At 65.7% G+C, this 15164-nt stretch carries 17 protein-coding genes; 12 read left to right on the top strand and 5 right to left on the bottom strand.

Going from position 1 to position 15164, the window contains the following annotated elements; translation table 11 throughout:
- Nucleotides 1-8 precede the first annotated feature (8 nt).
- The 5 genes from ACAH41_RS15145 to ACAH41_RS15125 all read right to left on the bottom strand — a co-directional run bounded on the left by ACAH41_RS15145 (nt 9) and on the right by ACAH41_RS15125 (nt 3901).
- Nucleotides 9-407 carry a type II toxin-antitoxin system VapC family toxin gene (locus ACAH41_RS15145; protein ID WP_325652115.1) on the bottom strand — a complete coding sequence of 133 codons (399 nt, stop codon included), beginning with the start codon at nt 405-407 and terminating at the stop codon, nt 9-11.
- 13 nt (nt 408-420) lie between these two features.
- Complete coding sequence (locus tag ACAH41_RS15140; protein WP_325652114.1) at nt 421-666, bottom strand: AbrB/MazE/SpoVT family DNA-binding domain-containing protein; 246 nt, start codon at nt 664-666, stop codon at nt 421-423.
- 182 nt (nt 667-848) lie between these two features.
- Complete coding sequence (locus ACAH41_RS15135) at nt 849-1595, bottom strand: hypothetical protein (protein ID WP_325652113.1); 747 nt, start codon at nt 1593-1595, stop codon at nt 849-851.
- A gap of 191 nt (nt 1596-1786) precedes the next feature.
- Nucleotides 1787-2809: an aldolase/citrate lyase family protein gene (locus tag ACAH41_RS15130; protein WP_325652111.1), complete on the bottom strand. Its 1023-nt coding sequence runs from the start codon at nt 2807-2809 to the stop codon at nt 1787-1789.
- Nucleotides 2810-2914: 105 nt separating this feature from the next.
- The gene (locus ACAH41_RS15125) at nt 2915-3901 is read right to left on the bottom strand and encodes a malate dehydrogenase (RefSeq protein ID WP_370538356.1); all 987 of its coding nucleotides are present in this window, start codon (nt 3899-3901) and stop codon (nt 2915-2917) included.
- Nucleotides 3902-4225: 324 nt separating this feature from the next.
- Between ACAH41_RS15125 and ACAH41_RS15120 the strand changes: the two genes are divergently transcribed.
- From ACAH41_RS15120 to ACAH41_RS15065, 12 genes are all read left to right on the top strand, one after another.
- Complete coding sequence (locus ACAH41_RS15120) at nt 4226-5014, top strand: GntR family transcriptional regulator (protein ID WP_325652107.1); 789 nt, start codon at nt 4226-4228, stop codon at nt 5012-5014.
- Between the two features lie 236 nt (nt 5015-5250).
- Entirely contained in the window at nt 5251-5679 is a 429-nt protein-coding gene (sdhC, locus tag ACAH41_RS15115) for a succinate dehydrogenase, cytochrome b556 subunit (protein WP_325652105.1), read from the top strand.
- A gap of 16 nt (nt 5680-5695) precedes the next feature.
- Nucleotides 5696-6058 (top strand): succinate dehydrogenase, hydrophobic membrane anchor protein, encoded by a 363-nt coding sequence (gene sdhD / locus ACAH41_RS15110; protein WP_141285939.1) that lies wholly within the window; start codon nt 5696-5698, stop codon nt 6056-6058.
- Complete coding sequence (gene sdhA / locus ACAH41_RS15105) at nt 6059-7834, top strand: succinate dehydrogenase flavoprotein subunit (protein ID WP_325652102.1); 1776 nt, start codon at nt 6059-6061, stop codon at nt 7832-7834.
- 17 nt (nt 7835-7851) lie between these two features.
- Nucleotides 7852-8553, top strand: a complete 702-nt coding sequence (locus ACAH41_RS15100; RefSeq protein ID WP_325652101.1) for a succinate dehydrogenase iron-sulfur subunit — start codon at nt 7852-7854, stop codon at nt 8551-8553.
- 37 nt (nt 8554-8590) lie between these two features.
- Entirely contained in the window at nt 8591-8881 is a 291-nt protein-coding gene (locus tag ACAH41_RS15095) for a succinate dehydrogenase assembly factor 2 (protein WP_325652099.1), read from the top strand.
- 25 nt (nt 8882-8906) lie between these two features.
- Nucleotides 8907-10217: a citrate synthase gene (gene gltA / locus ACAH41_RS15090; protein ID WP_370538355.1), complete on the top strand. Its 1311-nt coding sequence runs from the start codon at nt 8907-8909 to the stop codon at nt 10215-10217.
- A gap of 122 nt (nt 10218-10339) precedes the next feature.
- A complete protein-coding gene (locus ACAH41_RS15085; protein ID WP_370538354.1) occupies nt 10340-11404 on the top strand; it encodes an OmpA family protein in 1065 nt (354 codons plus the stop codon).
- Between the two features lie 104 nt (nt 11405-11508).
- On the top strand, nt 11509-12537 hold the full coding sequence (locus ACAH41_RS15080) for an OmpA family protein (RefSeq protein WP_325654132.1): 1029 nt from the start codon (nt 11509-11511) through the stop codon (nt 12535-12537).
- Nucleotides 12538-12616: 79 nt separating this feature from the next.
- A complete protein-coding gene (locus ACAH41_RS15075; protein ID WP_325654130.1) occupies nt 12617-13519 on the top strand; it encodes a LysR substrate-binding domain-containing protein in 903 nt (300 codons plus the stop codon).
- A gap of 98 nt (nt 13520-13617) precedes the next feature.
- Entirely contained in the window at nt 13618-14241 is a 624-nt protein-coding gene (locus ACAH41_RS15070; protein WP_325654129.1) for a glutathione S-transferase, read from the top strand.
- 8 nt (nt 14242-14249) lie between these two features.
- The gene (locus ACAH41_RS15065; protein ID WP_325654127.1) at nt 14250-15161 is read left to right on the top strand and encodes a pyridoxamine 5'-phosphate oxidase family protein; all 912 of its coding nucleotides are present in this window, start codon (nt 14250-14252) and stop codon (nt 15159-15161) included.
- Nucleotides 15162-15164 lie beyond the last annotated feature (3 nt).

The following is a 15164-nucleotide window of genomic DNA, read 5'->3' as shown; positions in this document are numbered from 1 at the left end:
CGGGCAGGTCAGGGCACGATGACCTTCAGGCCCTTGAAATAGTCGCGGTAGAAAGTGGCGTCGCGGGTGATCAGGCCGTCGCACTGCAGCATGGCGTGCGCGCCGATCAGGAAGTCAGGTGCGGCACGGCCGCTGGGATGGTCGCTGCGCTGGCGGTAGCGGCGCTGCATCTCGCCAGCGCGCACGGCGGCCTTGGTTTCGGTGGCGCTGTAGCCCACGCCCATGTCCTCCAGCACTTCAAGCGCTTCGGAGCCGTTCTTCAGCGCGGTGCAGATTTCCGTCAGCACGACATCGCAGACCACCACCGGGCCGATGCTGAGCGACTGGCGCAGGCAGGCCTCGGCTGCGTCTGCGGCAGGGCCGTCGGCCAACAGGTCGATCACGACGGAAGAGTCGATGGCGATCATGGGTGGCGTGGCGTCAGACGTCCAGCGGTTCGCCGGGTGCGCGGCCGCGGATGGTGCGCAAGGCTTCATCCGTGTCGGCAAAGCCGTCCAGCTTGAAGCGGCCGCGGGCGCGGGAGATGGCGTCGGACACGTCTTTGCGCAGGATGATGCGCGCGCCGTCCAGTTCGACCTTCAGCGTGGTGCCTTTGGTCAGGCCCAGGGCATCACGCACGGCCTTGGGCAGGGTGATCTGTCCTCGCTCGGCAACAGTGGCTTCCATGTGTCGGTACTCCCTGGACTTCCAAACCGGTATGCATGAATTATACGTACTCAATCGTGCATGCGCATGGCCGCGAGGCGCTCGCCGCACAGGTTTGCCCGCAAAAATCCCGGCCACAAATGAACACAGGCCCCGAAGGGCCTGTGGAAAGCAAAGCGCAGCCCTCTAAGGGCGGTGCAATCTCAGCGCTGAACCGGGGCTTGGCTGGGCGCAGCAGCCTCGATGGTCACCGGCGCCGCGGCGGGCGCAGCAGGCGCAGTGGACACGGCGGCGGCTGGCGCCACAGTTGCAGCTTCGACCGCGGCAACGGCCGGGGCGGGAGCAGGCGCCGCTGCAGCAACTGCGGCTGCGGCCTGTGCGGCGGCGGCAGCCTGGGCTGCGGCGGCGACTTCCGCCGGGCTCATCAGCAGTGCCTGCTGGGGCTGGCCTGCAGCATTGTTCTTGGCTTCGAGCTGCTTGGGATGCACGCATTCGTCAACGATGCGCCGGCCAGCCTTGACGTCCATCAGCATGGACTTGTAGGCGATCTGCAGCAGCAAGGCCTCGCCCTTGACGTCTTCCAGGCGCAGTGCGCCTGTCGTCGAGAGCACAGGCTTCATCGTGTAGGTGGTCTTGCCGAAAGTGACGTCGATGTAGCCGTCGTTCTTCGGGTTCATCGCCACCGTCATCTGCTGGGCGAACTCGCAGTCGTAGTGACCAAAATGGGTCATGGAGGCTGCGGCGTTCTGCTCGCCTTCGGAGACGGGCAGCGGCACCTCGACAGGCGGGGGCGGCGGCTCGACGACCTTCTTGGCTTTTGCGCCCTTGCCGGCGGCCTTGGCCTTGGCTGTGGTGGTGGAAGATTTGGCAGAGGCAACAGCGGCGGGCTGGGCTGCCACGGCGGCTGCGCTGAGCAGCAGCGCCACGGACACAAAAGCGCGAATCATCAAGGCAGGGCTCCTTCGGAAAGAGGGCAGGCGTATTGTGCCTGCGCAAGCTGTGCCAAACCCTGTTACCAGCTGTGAGGCTGTTGGTATTTGCCCAGGACTTGGCGCGATTTAACGACAACGCGGAGCAGCTTCTGTTCCATCGCCTGAACTGACGGAATTTGTCAGCGCTGTTCCGGCGAGTTCCGGGCAGTTCAGTGCGCGCCGAAAAACGCGAGCTGCACTTCGGCCGGCAGCTGCGCGCCGCCGGCAAACGAGGTGCGATGGGCACGTTGCAACACCTGCCAGAAATAGCGGTAGCTGGCCCGGTCGTGCAGTTGGTCCCGGCCGGCGTGGCGATGGCGGATCGGCGCCCAGTCCGCCGCCTGCGCGGCCTGCAGGATCTCGATGGCCTGGTCGACCTCGGCCGCGGTGGGCGCAAAAGCGTCAACGATGGGCCGTATCTGGTCCGGGTGGATGCTCCACATGCGGGTGTAGCCGAGTTGCCGGCAGGCGCGTTCGGCGGCGCCTTGCAGCGCCGCGCTGTCCTTGAACTCGGTGACCACGCAGTGCGAGGGCACCTTGCCGGCGGCGTGGCAGGCCGCGGCGATCTCCAATTTGGCGCGCAGCACCAGCGGATGCTGGAACTGGCCCTGCGAACTCATGGCCGACTGCGGGATGGCGCCGCGGTGCGCGGAGACGAAGTCCATCAGGCCGAACGAAAGCGATTCGATGCGCGGATGCGCTGCCAGCGCGAACACGTCGCGCAGCGCGCCGTGGGTCTCGACCAGCGCATGCAGCGGGATCGACTTCGCGAGGCCGGCCTGCGCCGACAGGGCATCGATGGTTTCGACCGCCTGTGCCAGGTCCGCCAGGTGGCGCGGCTTCGGGATCATCAGGTAGGCCAGCGCGGCGCCGGCCTTGGGCAGCAGCGCTTCCAGCATGGGCACGAAGGCCGGGTGGTCGACCGGCACGACGCGCGCGCCGACGCGGCCGAAGCGGTTTTCGGCCGAGGTCGCCAGTTCGGCGATCAGGTGTGCATGCTCGACTTCGCCGCCCACCGGCGCACCGTCCTCGCCGTCCAGCGTGATGTCGAACACCGGGCCCATCTCGGCCTGCAGCGCCAGGCTCTTTCGCATGCGCGCCTCGACGCCGCAGTAGTGGTCGCACACCGGCAGCGCCGGCACGGCGTCGCCTTCTTCGAACAGGACATCGGCAGGGTGGCGCGGTGCAGTCATGGCTGGCAGGTAGGGGCAGGGCAGGTGGAATTGAAAAAGCCGGCACCGCTTTCGCGGTCGCCGGCTTGTCAGCTTAGCGCCAGCGCCTTGGCTGGCGCCGCGCGATCACAGCAGGTGCTTGACGCCGTCCTGCTCGCCTTGCAGCTCGGCCAGGGTCTTGTTGATGCACTCTTGCGAGAAGGCATCGATCTCCAGGCCTTCGACGATCTTGTATTCGCCGTTTTCGCAGGTGACCGGGTAGCCGAACATGATTTCCTTCGGGATGCCGTATTCGCCGTTCGACGGGATGCCCATCGTGACCCACTTGCCATTGGTGCCCAGGGCCCAGTCGCGCATGTGGTCGATGGCGGCGTTGGCAGCCGAAGCGGCCGACGACAGGCCACGGGCCTCGATGATGGCGGCGCCGCGCTTGCCGACCGTCGGCAGGAACACGTCCTTGTTCCAGGCCTGGTCGTTGATCATGTCCTTGACCGAGGCGCCATCGATGGTCGCGTAGCGGTAGTCGGCGTACATGGTCGGCGAGTGGTTGCCCCACACGGCCAGCTTCTCGATGGCAGACACCGGCTTGCCGGTCTTGGCAGCGATCTGCGAGGCAGCACGGTTGTGGTCCAGGCGCAGCATGGCGGTGAAGTTCTTGGCCGGCAGGTCCGGGGCCGACTTCATCGCGATGTAGGCGTTGGTGTTGGCCGGGTTGCCGACCACCAGCACCTTGACATTGCGCGACGCGACGGCGTTGAGGGCCTTGCCCTGGGCGGTGAAGATCGCGCCGTTGATCGACAGCAGTTCGGCACGCTCCATGCCCGGGCCACGCGGACGCCAGCCGACCAGCAGCGCGTAATCGGCGTCCTTGAAGGCGGTCATCGGGTCGGCGTGGGCTTCCATGCCGGCCAGCAGCGGGAAGGCGCAGTCGTCCAGCTCCATCATCACGCCCTTGAGTGCCTTCTGGGCCTTCTCGTCGGGGATCTCCAGCAACTGGAGGATCACGGGCTGGTCCTTGCCCAGCATCTCGCCGGAGGCAATGCGGAACAGCAGCGCGTAGCCAATCTGGCCTGCGGCGCCTGTCACGGCCACGCGGACGGGGGTCTTGCTCATGGTGGAGTTCTCCGAGAAAAAGAGAGAGCGATGAAAGAAGGAAACGGCGACGCCAGCGTGTGCAGATCGGGCAACAACAGAGGTGGGCTGCGAGGGGATCGGGCTGTGCGTCGGGTTCAGGCCTGGCAGGGCACCTGATGGGGTGCAAAGCGGGCGCCAAGGCGGCACCGGAACTGAGGCAGAGAAGTGTAGCGCGGCAGTCTAGGCATGCGGGCAGGCTGAGTCAAGCCTCTTATGTCTTATATAAGACATGGATCCGGGCATTTGGCGTTTGCATTGGACGCTTGACCATGGCCTGTGCTGCAATGCCGGCCCATGCCTGCGATGCCCGTTGATCCACCCGAAGCCGCCCCTGCGGCCGAACGGGGGGCGGAGCGTCCGGCGGCTGCGCAGGAAGGCCCGGCGTTCAGCCCGCTGTACCAGCAGATCAAGGCCTTGCTGGTGAAGAGCCTGCAAGGGGGTGAGTGGCGGCCCGGCGAGGCCATCCCGAGCGAGATGGAGCTGGCGGCGCGCTACCGTGTCAGCCAGGGCACCGTGCGCAAGGCAATCGACGAACTGGCCACTGACAACCTGCTGGTGCGTCGGCAGGGCAAAGGTACCTTTGTTGCCACCCATGCCGAAGAGAACATCCAGTACCGCTTCCTGCGGCTGGCACCTGATGAAGGGCCACCCACCGGCATGGCCAGGCATTTCCTGGACTGCCGCCGCATGCGCGCGCCGGCCGACGTGGCCCGGGCGCTGGCGCTGAAGGCCGGCGACGCCGCGGTGCAGGTTCGCCGCACGCTGTCGCGCCAGGGCCGGCCGGTGGTGCTCGACGAGATCTGGCTGCCGGCCACGCCATTCAAGGGGCTGACCGCCGAGCGCCTGTCCCAGTACGCCGGGCCGATGTACGGCCTGTTCGAGACCGAATTCGGCGTGCGCATGATCCGCGCCGAGGAAAAGATCCGCGCGGTGGCCGCCGATGCGGCGACCGCCGTGCTGCTGCAGGTGCCTGAGGGTGCGCCGCTGCTCAGCGTCGAGCGGCTGGCGCACACCTATGGCGACGCACCGGTCGAGCTGCGTCGCGGCCTCTACAACACCGAAAGCCACTATTACCGCAATGAACTGAACTAGTCGAGGCGCCCGATTGCTTAGGTGCATGGACGGGAATGCTTTGCGCATGACCCCGCGCAAATCTGTTGCATTGCAATAAAATCATCGGGTTTCACCTTGGGTACAAACCAGGGTGATGCCTAGCCACCTCAGGGTGTCGCCTAGCCACCCTCCCAGCTTCCAAGAACGCTTCCCTGAGTTCAGAAGAGCTTTTGCAGAGCCATTCCAAGAGCGCCCACAACGAGGAAATACAAGCCATGGCAGATACGCTCAAACCACGTCCAGAGTTCCGCAACATCCACGTGACCGACCTTGCGGGCTACAAGCTCCCGCCGGCTGGCTGGGTCTCGATCCTGCATCGCATCAGCGGCCTGCTGATGTTCCTGTTGCTGCCCTTCATCATCTGGTTGTTCGACACCAGCGTCACCTCGGAAGTCTCGTTCGAGAGCTTCCGCAACGCCTTCGTGGCCGGCATCGGCTTCGTGCCGGGCTGGTTCGTCAAGCTGGTCAGCCTGGGCCTGATCTGGGGCTTCCTGCACCACTTCATCGCTGGCGTGCGCCACCTGTGGATGGACATGACGCACAGCGTCAGCAAAGCGCAGGGCAGGAACTCTGCGCTGGTCACGCTGGTGCTGGGCACGCTGCTGACCCTGCTGCTGGGCGCCAAGCTCTTCGGCCTGTACTGAGCGAGGAATCCAAGAAATGGCAATCAACTACGGCAGCAAGCGCCTCGTCGTCGGCGCGCACTACGGTTTCCGCGACTGGCTGGCCCAGCGCGTCACCGCCATCCTGATGGCGTTGTTCACGGTCGTCGTGCTGGTGCAGGTGCTCCTGCCCGGTGAGCTCGGCTACGACAAGTGGGCCGGCATCTTTTCGCACCAATGGATGAAGGTCCTGACCTTCGTCGTCATCGTCTCGCTGGCGTACCACGCGTGGGTCGGCGTGCGCGACATCTGGATGGACTACATCAAGCCAGTCGGCCTGCGCCTGGCCCTGCAGGTGTTTTCCATCGTCTGGCTGGTCGGCTGTGCCGGCTGGGCTGTTCAAGTGCTCTGGAGGCTGTAAATGGCTGTGGCCAACCAAATTACCAAGCGCAAGTTCGACGTCGTCATCGTCGGCGCTGGCGGCTCGGGCATGCGTGCCTCGTTGCAACTCTCGCTGGCCGGCCTGAACGTGGCCGTGCTGTCCAAGGTCTTCCCGACCCGCTCGCACACGGTGGCGGCGCAAGGCGGCATCGGTGCCTCGCTGGGCAACATGTCGGAAGACAACTGGCACTACCACTTCTACGACACCATCAAGGGCTCCGACTGGCTGGGCGACCAGGACGCCATCGAGTTCATGTGCCGTGAAGCGCCCAAGGTCGTCTACGAGCTTGAACACTTCGGCATGCCGTTCGACCGCAACGCCGACGGCACGATCTACCAGCGCCCGTTCGGCGGCCACACGGCCAACTACGGTGAAAAGCCGGTGCAGCGCGCCTGCGCCGCGGCCGACCGCACCGGCCACGCGCTGCTGCACACGCTGTACCAGCAGAACGTCAAGGCCCGCACCAACTTCTTCGTCGAATGGATGGCGCTGGACCTGATCCGCGACGCCGAAGGCGACGTCTGCGGCGTGACCGCGCTGGAGATGGAAACCGGCGACCTGCACATCCTGGAAGCCAAGACCGTGCTGATGGCCACCGGCGGCGCCGGCCGCATCTTCGCGGCCTCGACCAATGCCTTCATCAACACCGGTGACGGCCTGGGCATGGCGGCACGCGCCGGCATCCCGCTGGAAGACATGGAGTTCTGGCAGTTCCACCCGACCGGCGTGGCCGGTGCCGGCGTGCTGCTGACCGAAGGCTGCCGCGGCGAAGGCGCGATCCTGCGCAATGCCAACGGCGAGCGCTTCATGGAACGCTACGCCCCCACGTTGAAGGACCTGGCCCCGCGCGACTTTGTTTCGCGCTCGATGGACCAGGAGATCAAGGAAGGCCGTGGCTGTGGTCCGAACAAGGACTACGTCGTGCTGGACATGACCCACCTGGGCGCCGACACCATTGCCAAGCGCCTGCCCTCGGTGCTGGAGATCGGCCACAACTTTGCCAACGTCGACATCACCAAGGAACCGATTCCGGTGGTGCCGACCATCCACTACCAGATGGGTGGCATCCCGACGAATGTGCATGGCCAGGTCGTCATTCCGAAGAACGGCATCCCGAACGAGGTCGTCAACGGCCTGTACGCAGTGGGCGAATGCTCCTGCGTCTCGGTGCACGGCGCCAACCGCCTGGGCACCAACTCGCTGCTGGACCTGGTGGTCTTCGGCCGCGCCGCGGGCAACCACATCGTGGCCTCGGCGCTGAAGCAGAAGAACCACAAGCCGCTGCCGGCCGATGCTGCCGACAAGACCCTGGCCCGCCTGACCCGCCTGGACAGCGCCAAGGACGGCGAATACGCCCAGGACGTGGCCAACGACATCCGCAGCACCATGCAGCGCCATGCCGGCGTGTTCCGCACGCAGAAGAGCATGGACGAAGGCGTGGTCAAGATCCGGGAAGTCGCCGAACGCGTGAAGAACATCGGCCTGAAAGACGCCTCCAAGGTCTTCAACACCGCGCGCATCGAGGCGCTGGAAGTCGACAACCTGATCGAGGCTGCGCAGGCGACCATGATCTCGGCTGCGGCCCGCCCGGAAAGCCGTGGCGCGCATGCGCATGACGACTTCCCGAACCGCGACGACGAGAACTGGATGAAGCACACGCTGTGGTATTCCGAAGGCAACCGCCTGGACTACAAGCCGGTGAACCTGCAGCCGCTGACGGTCGAATCGGTGCCGCCCAAGGTCCGTACCTTCTAAAGAATCGAGAGCCTCACATGAAGCGCGTTTTCCAGATCTACCGCTACGACCCGGACAAGGATGCCAAGCCGTACATGCAGACCATCGAGATCGAGCTCGATGGCCATGAGCGCATGCTGCTGGACGCCCTGATCAAGCTGAAGGCCGTCGACCCGACGATCTCGTTCCGCCGCTCCTGCCGCGAAGGCGTCTGCGGTTCGGACGCGATGAACATCAATGGCAAGAACGGCCTGGCCTGCCTGACCAACATGCTCACGCTGCCCGGCGTGATCACGCTGCGTCCGCTGCCCGGCCTGCCGGTCATCCGCGACCTGATCGTCGACATGACCCAGTTCTTCAAGCAGTACAACTCGATCAAGCCTTACCTCGTCAACGACGAGCGGCCGCCCGAGAAGGAGCGCCTGCAGAGCCCCGAGGAGCGCGAAGAGCTGGACGGCCTGTACGAGTGCATCCTGTGCGCGAGCTGTTCGACCAGCTGCCCGAGCTTCTGGTGGAACCCGGACAAGTTCGTCGGCCCGGCCGGCCTGCTGCAGGCCTACCGCTTCATTGCCGACAGCCGCGACCAGGACACCTCGGGTCGCCTCGACAATCTCGAGGATCCGTACCGCCTGTTCCGGTGCCACACCATCATGAACTGCGTCGATGTCTGCCCCAAGGGTCTGAACCCCACCAAGGCCATCGGCAAGATCAAGGAATTGATGGTTCGGCGCGCGGTCTGAGGCAGAAACCCCAGACCTGACCTGAGCAAGCTTCGCAATGGACACTGCTGACCCTACCGACGCGTGCGACGTGCTGGACGCTGGCGCCATCAACCGCCTGAAATGGCGTTGCCGGCGCGGCTTGCTCGAAAACGACTTGTTCGTCGAGCGCTTCTTCCAACGCCATGAAACGGCCATGACGCCGTTCATGTTGCGTGGGCTGCAAGCGCTGATGGACCTGCCCGACAACGACCTGCTGGACCTGCTGCTGAAGCGGCGGGAGCCCGAGGGCGAACTGAACTGCCCTGAAGTTCGGGATGTGCTGGCCCGCATGCGGCTGCCTGCTTGATGGATTCGTGCGAAAGGAACTTGAGATGACCCCCTCCGACGTGAAAGCCACGCTGTCGTTCTCCGATGGCAGCCCCAACATGGAATTGCCGATCTACAAGGGCACCATCGGGCCCGATGTGATCGACATCCGCAAACTCTACGGGCAGACCGGCAAGTTCACCTACGACCCGGGTTTCCTGTCGACCGCCTCGTGCAACTCGACCATCACCTACATCGATGGCGACAAGGGCGAGCTGCTGTACCGCGGCTACCCGATCGAACAACTGGCGGTCAACTGCGACTACCTGGAAACCTGCTACCTGCTGCTGTACGGAGAGCTGCCGAACGCTTCCCAGAAGGAAGACTTCGTGCACCGCGTGACCAATCACACGATGGTCAATGAGCAGATGCAGTTTTTCCTGCGCGGCTTCCGCCGCGACGCGCACCCGATGGCGGTCATGACCGGCCTGGTCGGCGCACTGTCGGCCTTCTATCACGACAGCACCGACATCAATAATCCCGAGCACCGGGACATCGCCGCGATCCGCCTGATCGCCAAGATGCCGACGCTGGTGGCGATGGCCTACAAGTACACCATCGGCCAGCCCTACATCTACCCGAAGAACGACCTCTCGTACGCCGGCAACTTCATGCGCATGATGTTCGCCACGCCCTGCGAGGACTACAAGCCCAACGAAGTGCTGGTCCGCGCGATGGACCGCATCTTCATCCTGCACGCCGACCACGAGCAGAACGCCTCGACCTCCACCGTGCGCCTGTGCGGCTCGTCGGGCACCAACCCGTTCGCCGCGATCGCGGCCGGCGTGGCCTGCCTGTGGGGCCCTGCGCACGGCGGTGCCAACGAAGCGGCGCTGAACATGCTGGAAGAGATCCAGCGCAACGGCGGCGTGGCCAAGATCGGCGAGTTCATCAAGCAGGTCAAGGACAAGAACAGCGGCGTCAAGCTGATGGGCTTCGGCCACCGGGTCTACAAGAACTACGACCCGCGCGCCAAGCTGATGCGCGAGACCTGCCACGAAGTGCTGGACGAGCTCGGCCTGCACGACGACCCGATGTTCAAGCTGGCGATGGAGTTGGAAAAGATCGCGCTGGAAGACGAATACTTCGTTGCCCGCAAGCTCTACCCGAACGTCGACTTCTACTCCGGCATCGTGCAGCGGGCCATCGGCATTCCCGTGCCGCTGTTCACCGCGATCTTCTCGCTGGCCCGCACGGTCGGCTGGATCGCACAGCTGAACGAAATGATCGGCGACCCGGAGTACAAGATCGGCCGTCCGCGCCAGCTGTTCGTCGGCTCGGCTGCCCGCAGCGTCAAGCCGCTCGGCGAGCGTTGAACTGAAACGTTGCTGAACCTGGGTGCGCCCCGTCGCGCCTTGATACAAACAAGGGCCCTCCGGGGCCTTTGTCGTTGGTGGCGTCGTTGTAGCGTGCGGTTTCCTCTTGAACCCGCGCACCGATGATGAAGAACCTGTCCACCTCGCTTCGCCTCCTTGGGCATGCCGTGGCCCGCACTGCGGTCTGTGTGCCGCTGCTGCTGGCCTTGTCCACGCCCGCGCCCGTGCTGGCGGCCAGGCCGGCCAGGCCTCAGGTTGACGCGCCGGGCGCCAAGGATCATCCGCTGATCCAGCGCTTCACCGGTTCGTGGCTGTTCGGCGCCAAGACGGCGGAATGGGAGCAGACGCAGTTCCCGGTCGGCATGGGCCTGGCCCATGACCGCTGGAGCCAGACCGTGCCGGTGGAAGGCCGCCTGACGCGCCTGTTCTACCTGGCGCCGCGGGGCAAGACACCGCTGGAGGTGCACCGCAACTACCAGCAGGCGCTGTTGGCGGCAGGCTTCAAGCCCAAGTTCAGCTGCGAGCAGGCCTGCCAGGACCTGTACTTCGCGATGGACAAGACCATCGACTTCGACGGCGGCGTGCAGTGGGCCGAAGGCGATGTGGCCGGGCAGGACGATTCGACCTACAGCATCGAGCACGGCGCGCTGAGCTTCGACGGCCGCTTCCTCTACGGCACCTTGTCCAAGGGCGGCCAGGAGGTGCACGTGATGGTCTACACCTCCACCGCGGTCAACAAGACCACCAACACCACGGCCACCTTCATCCAGATCGTCGAGCCCAAGGCCATGGCAACGGGCCAGGTGCAGGTCAATGCCGCAGCGCTGCAGCAAGGCCTGGCGGCAGACGGCAAGATCGCGCTCTACGGCCTGTTCTTCGACACCGGCAGGTCCGAGGTCAAGCCCGAGTCCCAGCCGCAGCTGGCCGAGATGGCCAAGCTGCTGCAGGCCCAGCCCGCGCTGAAGGTCTACATCGTCGGCCACACCGACAACCAGGGCGCGCTGGACGCCAACCTCGCGCTCTCGCAAGCCCGCGCGCAAGCCGTGGTGCAGGCGCTGGTCACGCAGTTCAAGGTGGACGCAAAGCGCCTGGCCGCCAAGGGCGTGGCCAACCTGGCGCCGGCGGCCAGCAACACGGCCGAAGACGGGCGCGCGAAGAACCGCCGCGTCGAACTTGTGGTGCAGTGACTGGCGGGCAGGGCAGCGCTTGTCGCGCCTTGATACAAACAAGGGCCCGTCACGGGCCTTTGTCATTGGTAGCGTGCGAGTTCCTCACAACGCCTTGCCGACCGATGAAACTGCTCGCCCTGTTCCGCCTGCTGCTGGCCGCGCCCCTGCTGCTGATGACACCGGTCTTGCCCGCGCAGGCCGCCGCCGTGCCCCATGTCGACCTGCCCGACGCCAAAGACCATCCGCTGATCACGCGCTTCACTGGCTCCTGGCTGTTCGGCGCCAAGCTCAGCGATTGGGATCAGACCCAGTTCCCCACGGGCATGGGCCTGGCGAACCGCCATTGGACCCAGACGGTCACCGTCGAAGGCAAGCTCACGCGGCTGTTCTACCTGGCGCCGCGTGGCAAGACGCCGCTGGAAGTGCATCGCAACTACCAGCAGGCCCTAACGGCCGCCGGCTTCCAGCCCAAGTTCAGCTGCGAAACTGCCTGCCAGGACCTCTACTTCGCAATGGACAAGACCATTGCCTACGACGAAGGCGTGCGCTGGGTGCGCGGCGCCAACGTCGCCGGCAAAGGCAGCGCCACCTACGGCGTCACCGACGGTGGCCTGAGCTACGACGGTCGCCTGCTCTACGGCACGCTGTCCAAAGCTGGTCAGGACGTTCACATCCTCGTCTACACCTCGTCCGCGGTGAACGACCAGACCGACACCGCGGCCACCTTCATCCAGATCGTCGAGCCCAAGGCCATGGCAACGGGCCAGGTGCAGGTCAATGCCGCAGCGTTGCAGCAAGGCCTGGCGGCAGACGGCAAGATCGCGCTCTATGGCCTGTATTTCGACACCGGCAAGTCCGAGGTCAAGCCGGAGTCGAAGGCGCAGCTCGACGAGATGGCCAAGCTGCTGCAGGGGCAGCCGGGACTCAAGGTCTACATCGTCGGCCACACCGACAACCAGGGCGCGCTGGACGCCAACCTCGCGCTGTCTCAGGCCCGCGCGCAGGCGGTGGTGCAGGCCCTGGTCACGCAGTACAAGGTGGACACCAAGCGCTTAGCCGCCAAGGGCGTGGCCAACCTGGCGCCGGTGGCGAGCAATGCGGCGGAAGACGGCCGAGCGCGAAACCGGAGGGTGGAACTCGTCGTGCAGTGAGCGAACTGAACCGGCATTGATTCGGCCGTTGGCTAGAATTCCTGTTGGTTCAAGGGCACCATTTCATTCGGAGGAATGATTGGACCGTGTTCACCTGATGACCGTGTTCGTCGCGGTGGTCGACACCCACAGCCTGGCCGCCGCGGCCCGCAAGCTCGCGCTGTCGCCACCGGCAGTGACCCGCGCCGTCACCGAGCTGGAGACCCTGTTGGGTGTCCGCCTCCTGACCCGCACCACGCGGGTCGTGCGCGTGACCGATGCCGGCGCGCGTTACGCGGAGGACTGCAGGCGCATCCTGTCCGACCTGGCCGAGGCCGATGAATCGGTCAGCGGCATGCACGCCACGCCACGCGGCAAGCTCATGCTCACTGCGCCGGTGATGTTCGGTGCGCTCTACGTCACGCCCATCGTCACCGAATACCTGCAGCGTTACCCCGAGGTCAAGGCCGAATGCTGGTTCCTGGACCGCGTCGTCAACATCGTCGACGAAGGCATCGACCTCGCGGTGCGCATCGGCAAGCTGGCCGATTCTTCGCTGCAGGCGATCCAGGTCGGCCAGGTGCGGCGGGTGATCTGCGCCGCGCCGAGCTACCTGGCACAGCACGGCACACCCGCCACGCCGGACGAACTGGCCCGTCACTGCATCGTCGCCTCCACCGCGGCGTCCACTTCCGAATGGCGGCTGCACGCGAACGGCGAGTCGCGCCTGGTCAAGGTCCAGCCGCGCATGATGACCACCACCAACGAATCGGCGCTGGCTGCGGCCGTGGGCGGCTTCGGCCTGACGCGGCTGATGTCGTACCAGGCTGCAGCGGCGGTGGCCGAAGGCAGGCTGAAGATCGTGCTGAGCGAGTTTGAAGGCCCGCCGCTGCCCATTCACCTGGTGCACCGTGAAGGTCGGCACGCGTCGCAAAAGGCGCGGGCTTTTCTGGACCTGGCGATGGATCGCTTGCGGGCACACCCGCTGCTCAAATCGGGCTGATTCTTCCGCTCTCCGTAATAGAGTCTTGGAATCTGCGTAGATTCCGTTCGGCATCGAGATCAGTGACAGTTCAGTCGTCACTTCACGAAAGCCGAATCATGTCCCCCATCAAGCTCTACACCTTCTCCCTCTCCGGCCACGCCCACCGGGTGCAGCTGGCACTGTCGCTGCTGAACCAGCCGGTCGAACTGATCGAGATGGACCTGCTCGGCGGCCAGCACAAGCGGCCGGAATTCCTCGCGCTGAACCCGTTTGGCCAGGTGCCGGTGATCGACGACAACGGCTTGGTGCTGGCCGATTCCAACGCCATCCTGGTCTACCTCGCGCGCCGCTACGGCAACGCCGACTGGCTGCCCACCGACGCGGCGGGTGAAGCGGCGGTGCAGCGCTGGCTGTCGGTGGCCGCTGGCCTGGTGGCCTTCGGCCCGGCGGCGGCCCGGCTGGTGACAGTCTTCGGTGCCGGCTTCCGGCCGGAAGAAGTCATCGCCCGCGCGCACGGCCTGCTGAAGGTGATGGACGCCGAGCTGGCTGGCAGGCCGTTCCTGATCGGCGCCAGACCCAGCATTGCCGACATCGCCAACTACAGCTACATCGCCCACGCCCCCGAAGGCAATGTCTCGCTGGCCGACTACCCGAACGTGCGCGCCTGGCTGGCCCGCATCGAAGCTTTGCCGGGCTTCGTGCCGATGGCGGTGACCGCGGCTGGCCTGCGCGCTGCCTGAGAACGGCCATGGACACTGCCCTCATCACCTCGCCCTGGCACCGCGGCGAACAAGCGTTGCAAGCCCATGTCGGCGTGGCCGAACGCATGGCCGAAGTTGGCCCGCGCGTGATCCGCGACCTGATGCCGGACCAGCACCGGCAGTTCTACGCCCAGCTGCCGTTCATCGTGGTGGGCGCGGTGGACGCGCAAGGCCGGCCCTGGGCCAGCGTGATCGAAGGCGAGCCCGGCTTTCTGCGTTCGCCGCAGCCCCAGCGCCTGGTCCTGGGTGCGCTGCCGGCCGACGGTGACCCGGTGCGCGCGGCGCTGGCAGACGGCGCGCCGCTGGGCCTGCTGGGCATCGAGCTGCACACCCGGCGCCGCAACCGGGTCAACGGCCGCGTGGCCGCGCTGCGTGCCGGCGGTTTCTCGTTGGCTGTCGGGGAGTCTTTTGGCAACTGCCCGAAGTACATCCAGCAGCGCGGCTTTCGTTTTGCGCGCGCGCCGGGTTCGGCATCGGGCGGTGCCATCGAGCACCTGAAGGCGCTGGACGACGAGGCGCGCGCCCGCATTGCCGCGGCCGACACCTTTTTCGTCGCCAGCCATTTCCCCGGCGACCAGAAGCGGCCAGTGCCTTCGGTCGACGTCTCGCATCGCGGCGGCAAGCCTGGGTTTGTCAAGGTCGAGGGCAACCTGCTGACCATCCCGGATTTCGCCGGCAACCTGTTCTTCAACACCTTGGGCAACTTGCTGCTGAACCCGCGTGCCGGTCTGCTGTTCATCGACTTCGAGACCGGTGAGCTGCTGCAACTCAGCGGCCGCACCACGCTGGTTCTGGACGGCCCCCAGCTCGCGGCCTTCCCGGGCGCCGAGCGATTGTGGACCTTGCACGTCGAACAGCTCGTGCGGCGGCGGGACGCACTGGCGCTGCGCTGGTCCTGAAGC

Origin of the sequence: Ideonella sp., from assembly GCF_041287625.1 — a bacterium.
Classification (GTDB): Bacteria; Pseudomonadota; Gammaproteobacteria; order Burkholderiales; family Burkholderiaceae_C; genus Ideonella.
The sequence above is the reverse complement of the archived record's forward strand: the minus strand, read 5'-3'. Positions and strand labels throughout refer to the sequence as shown.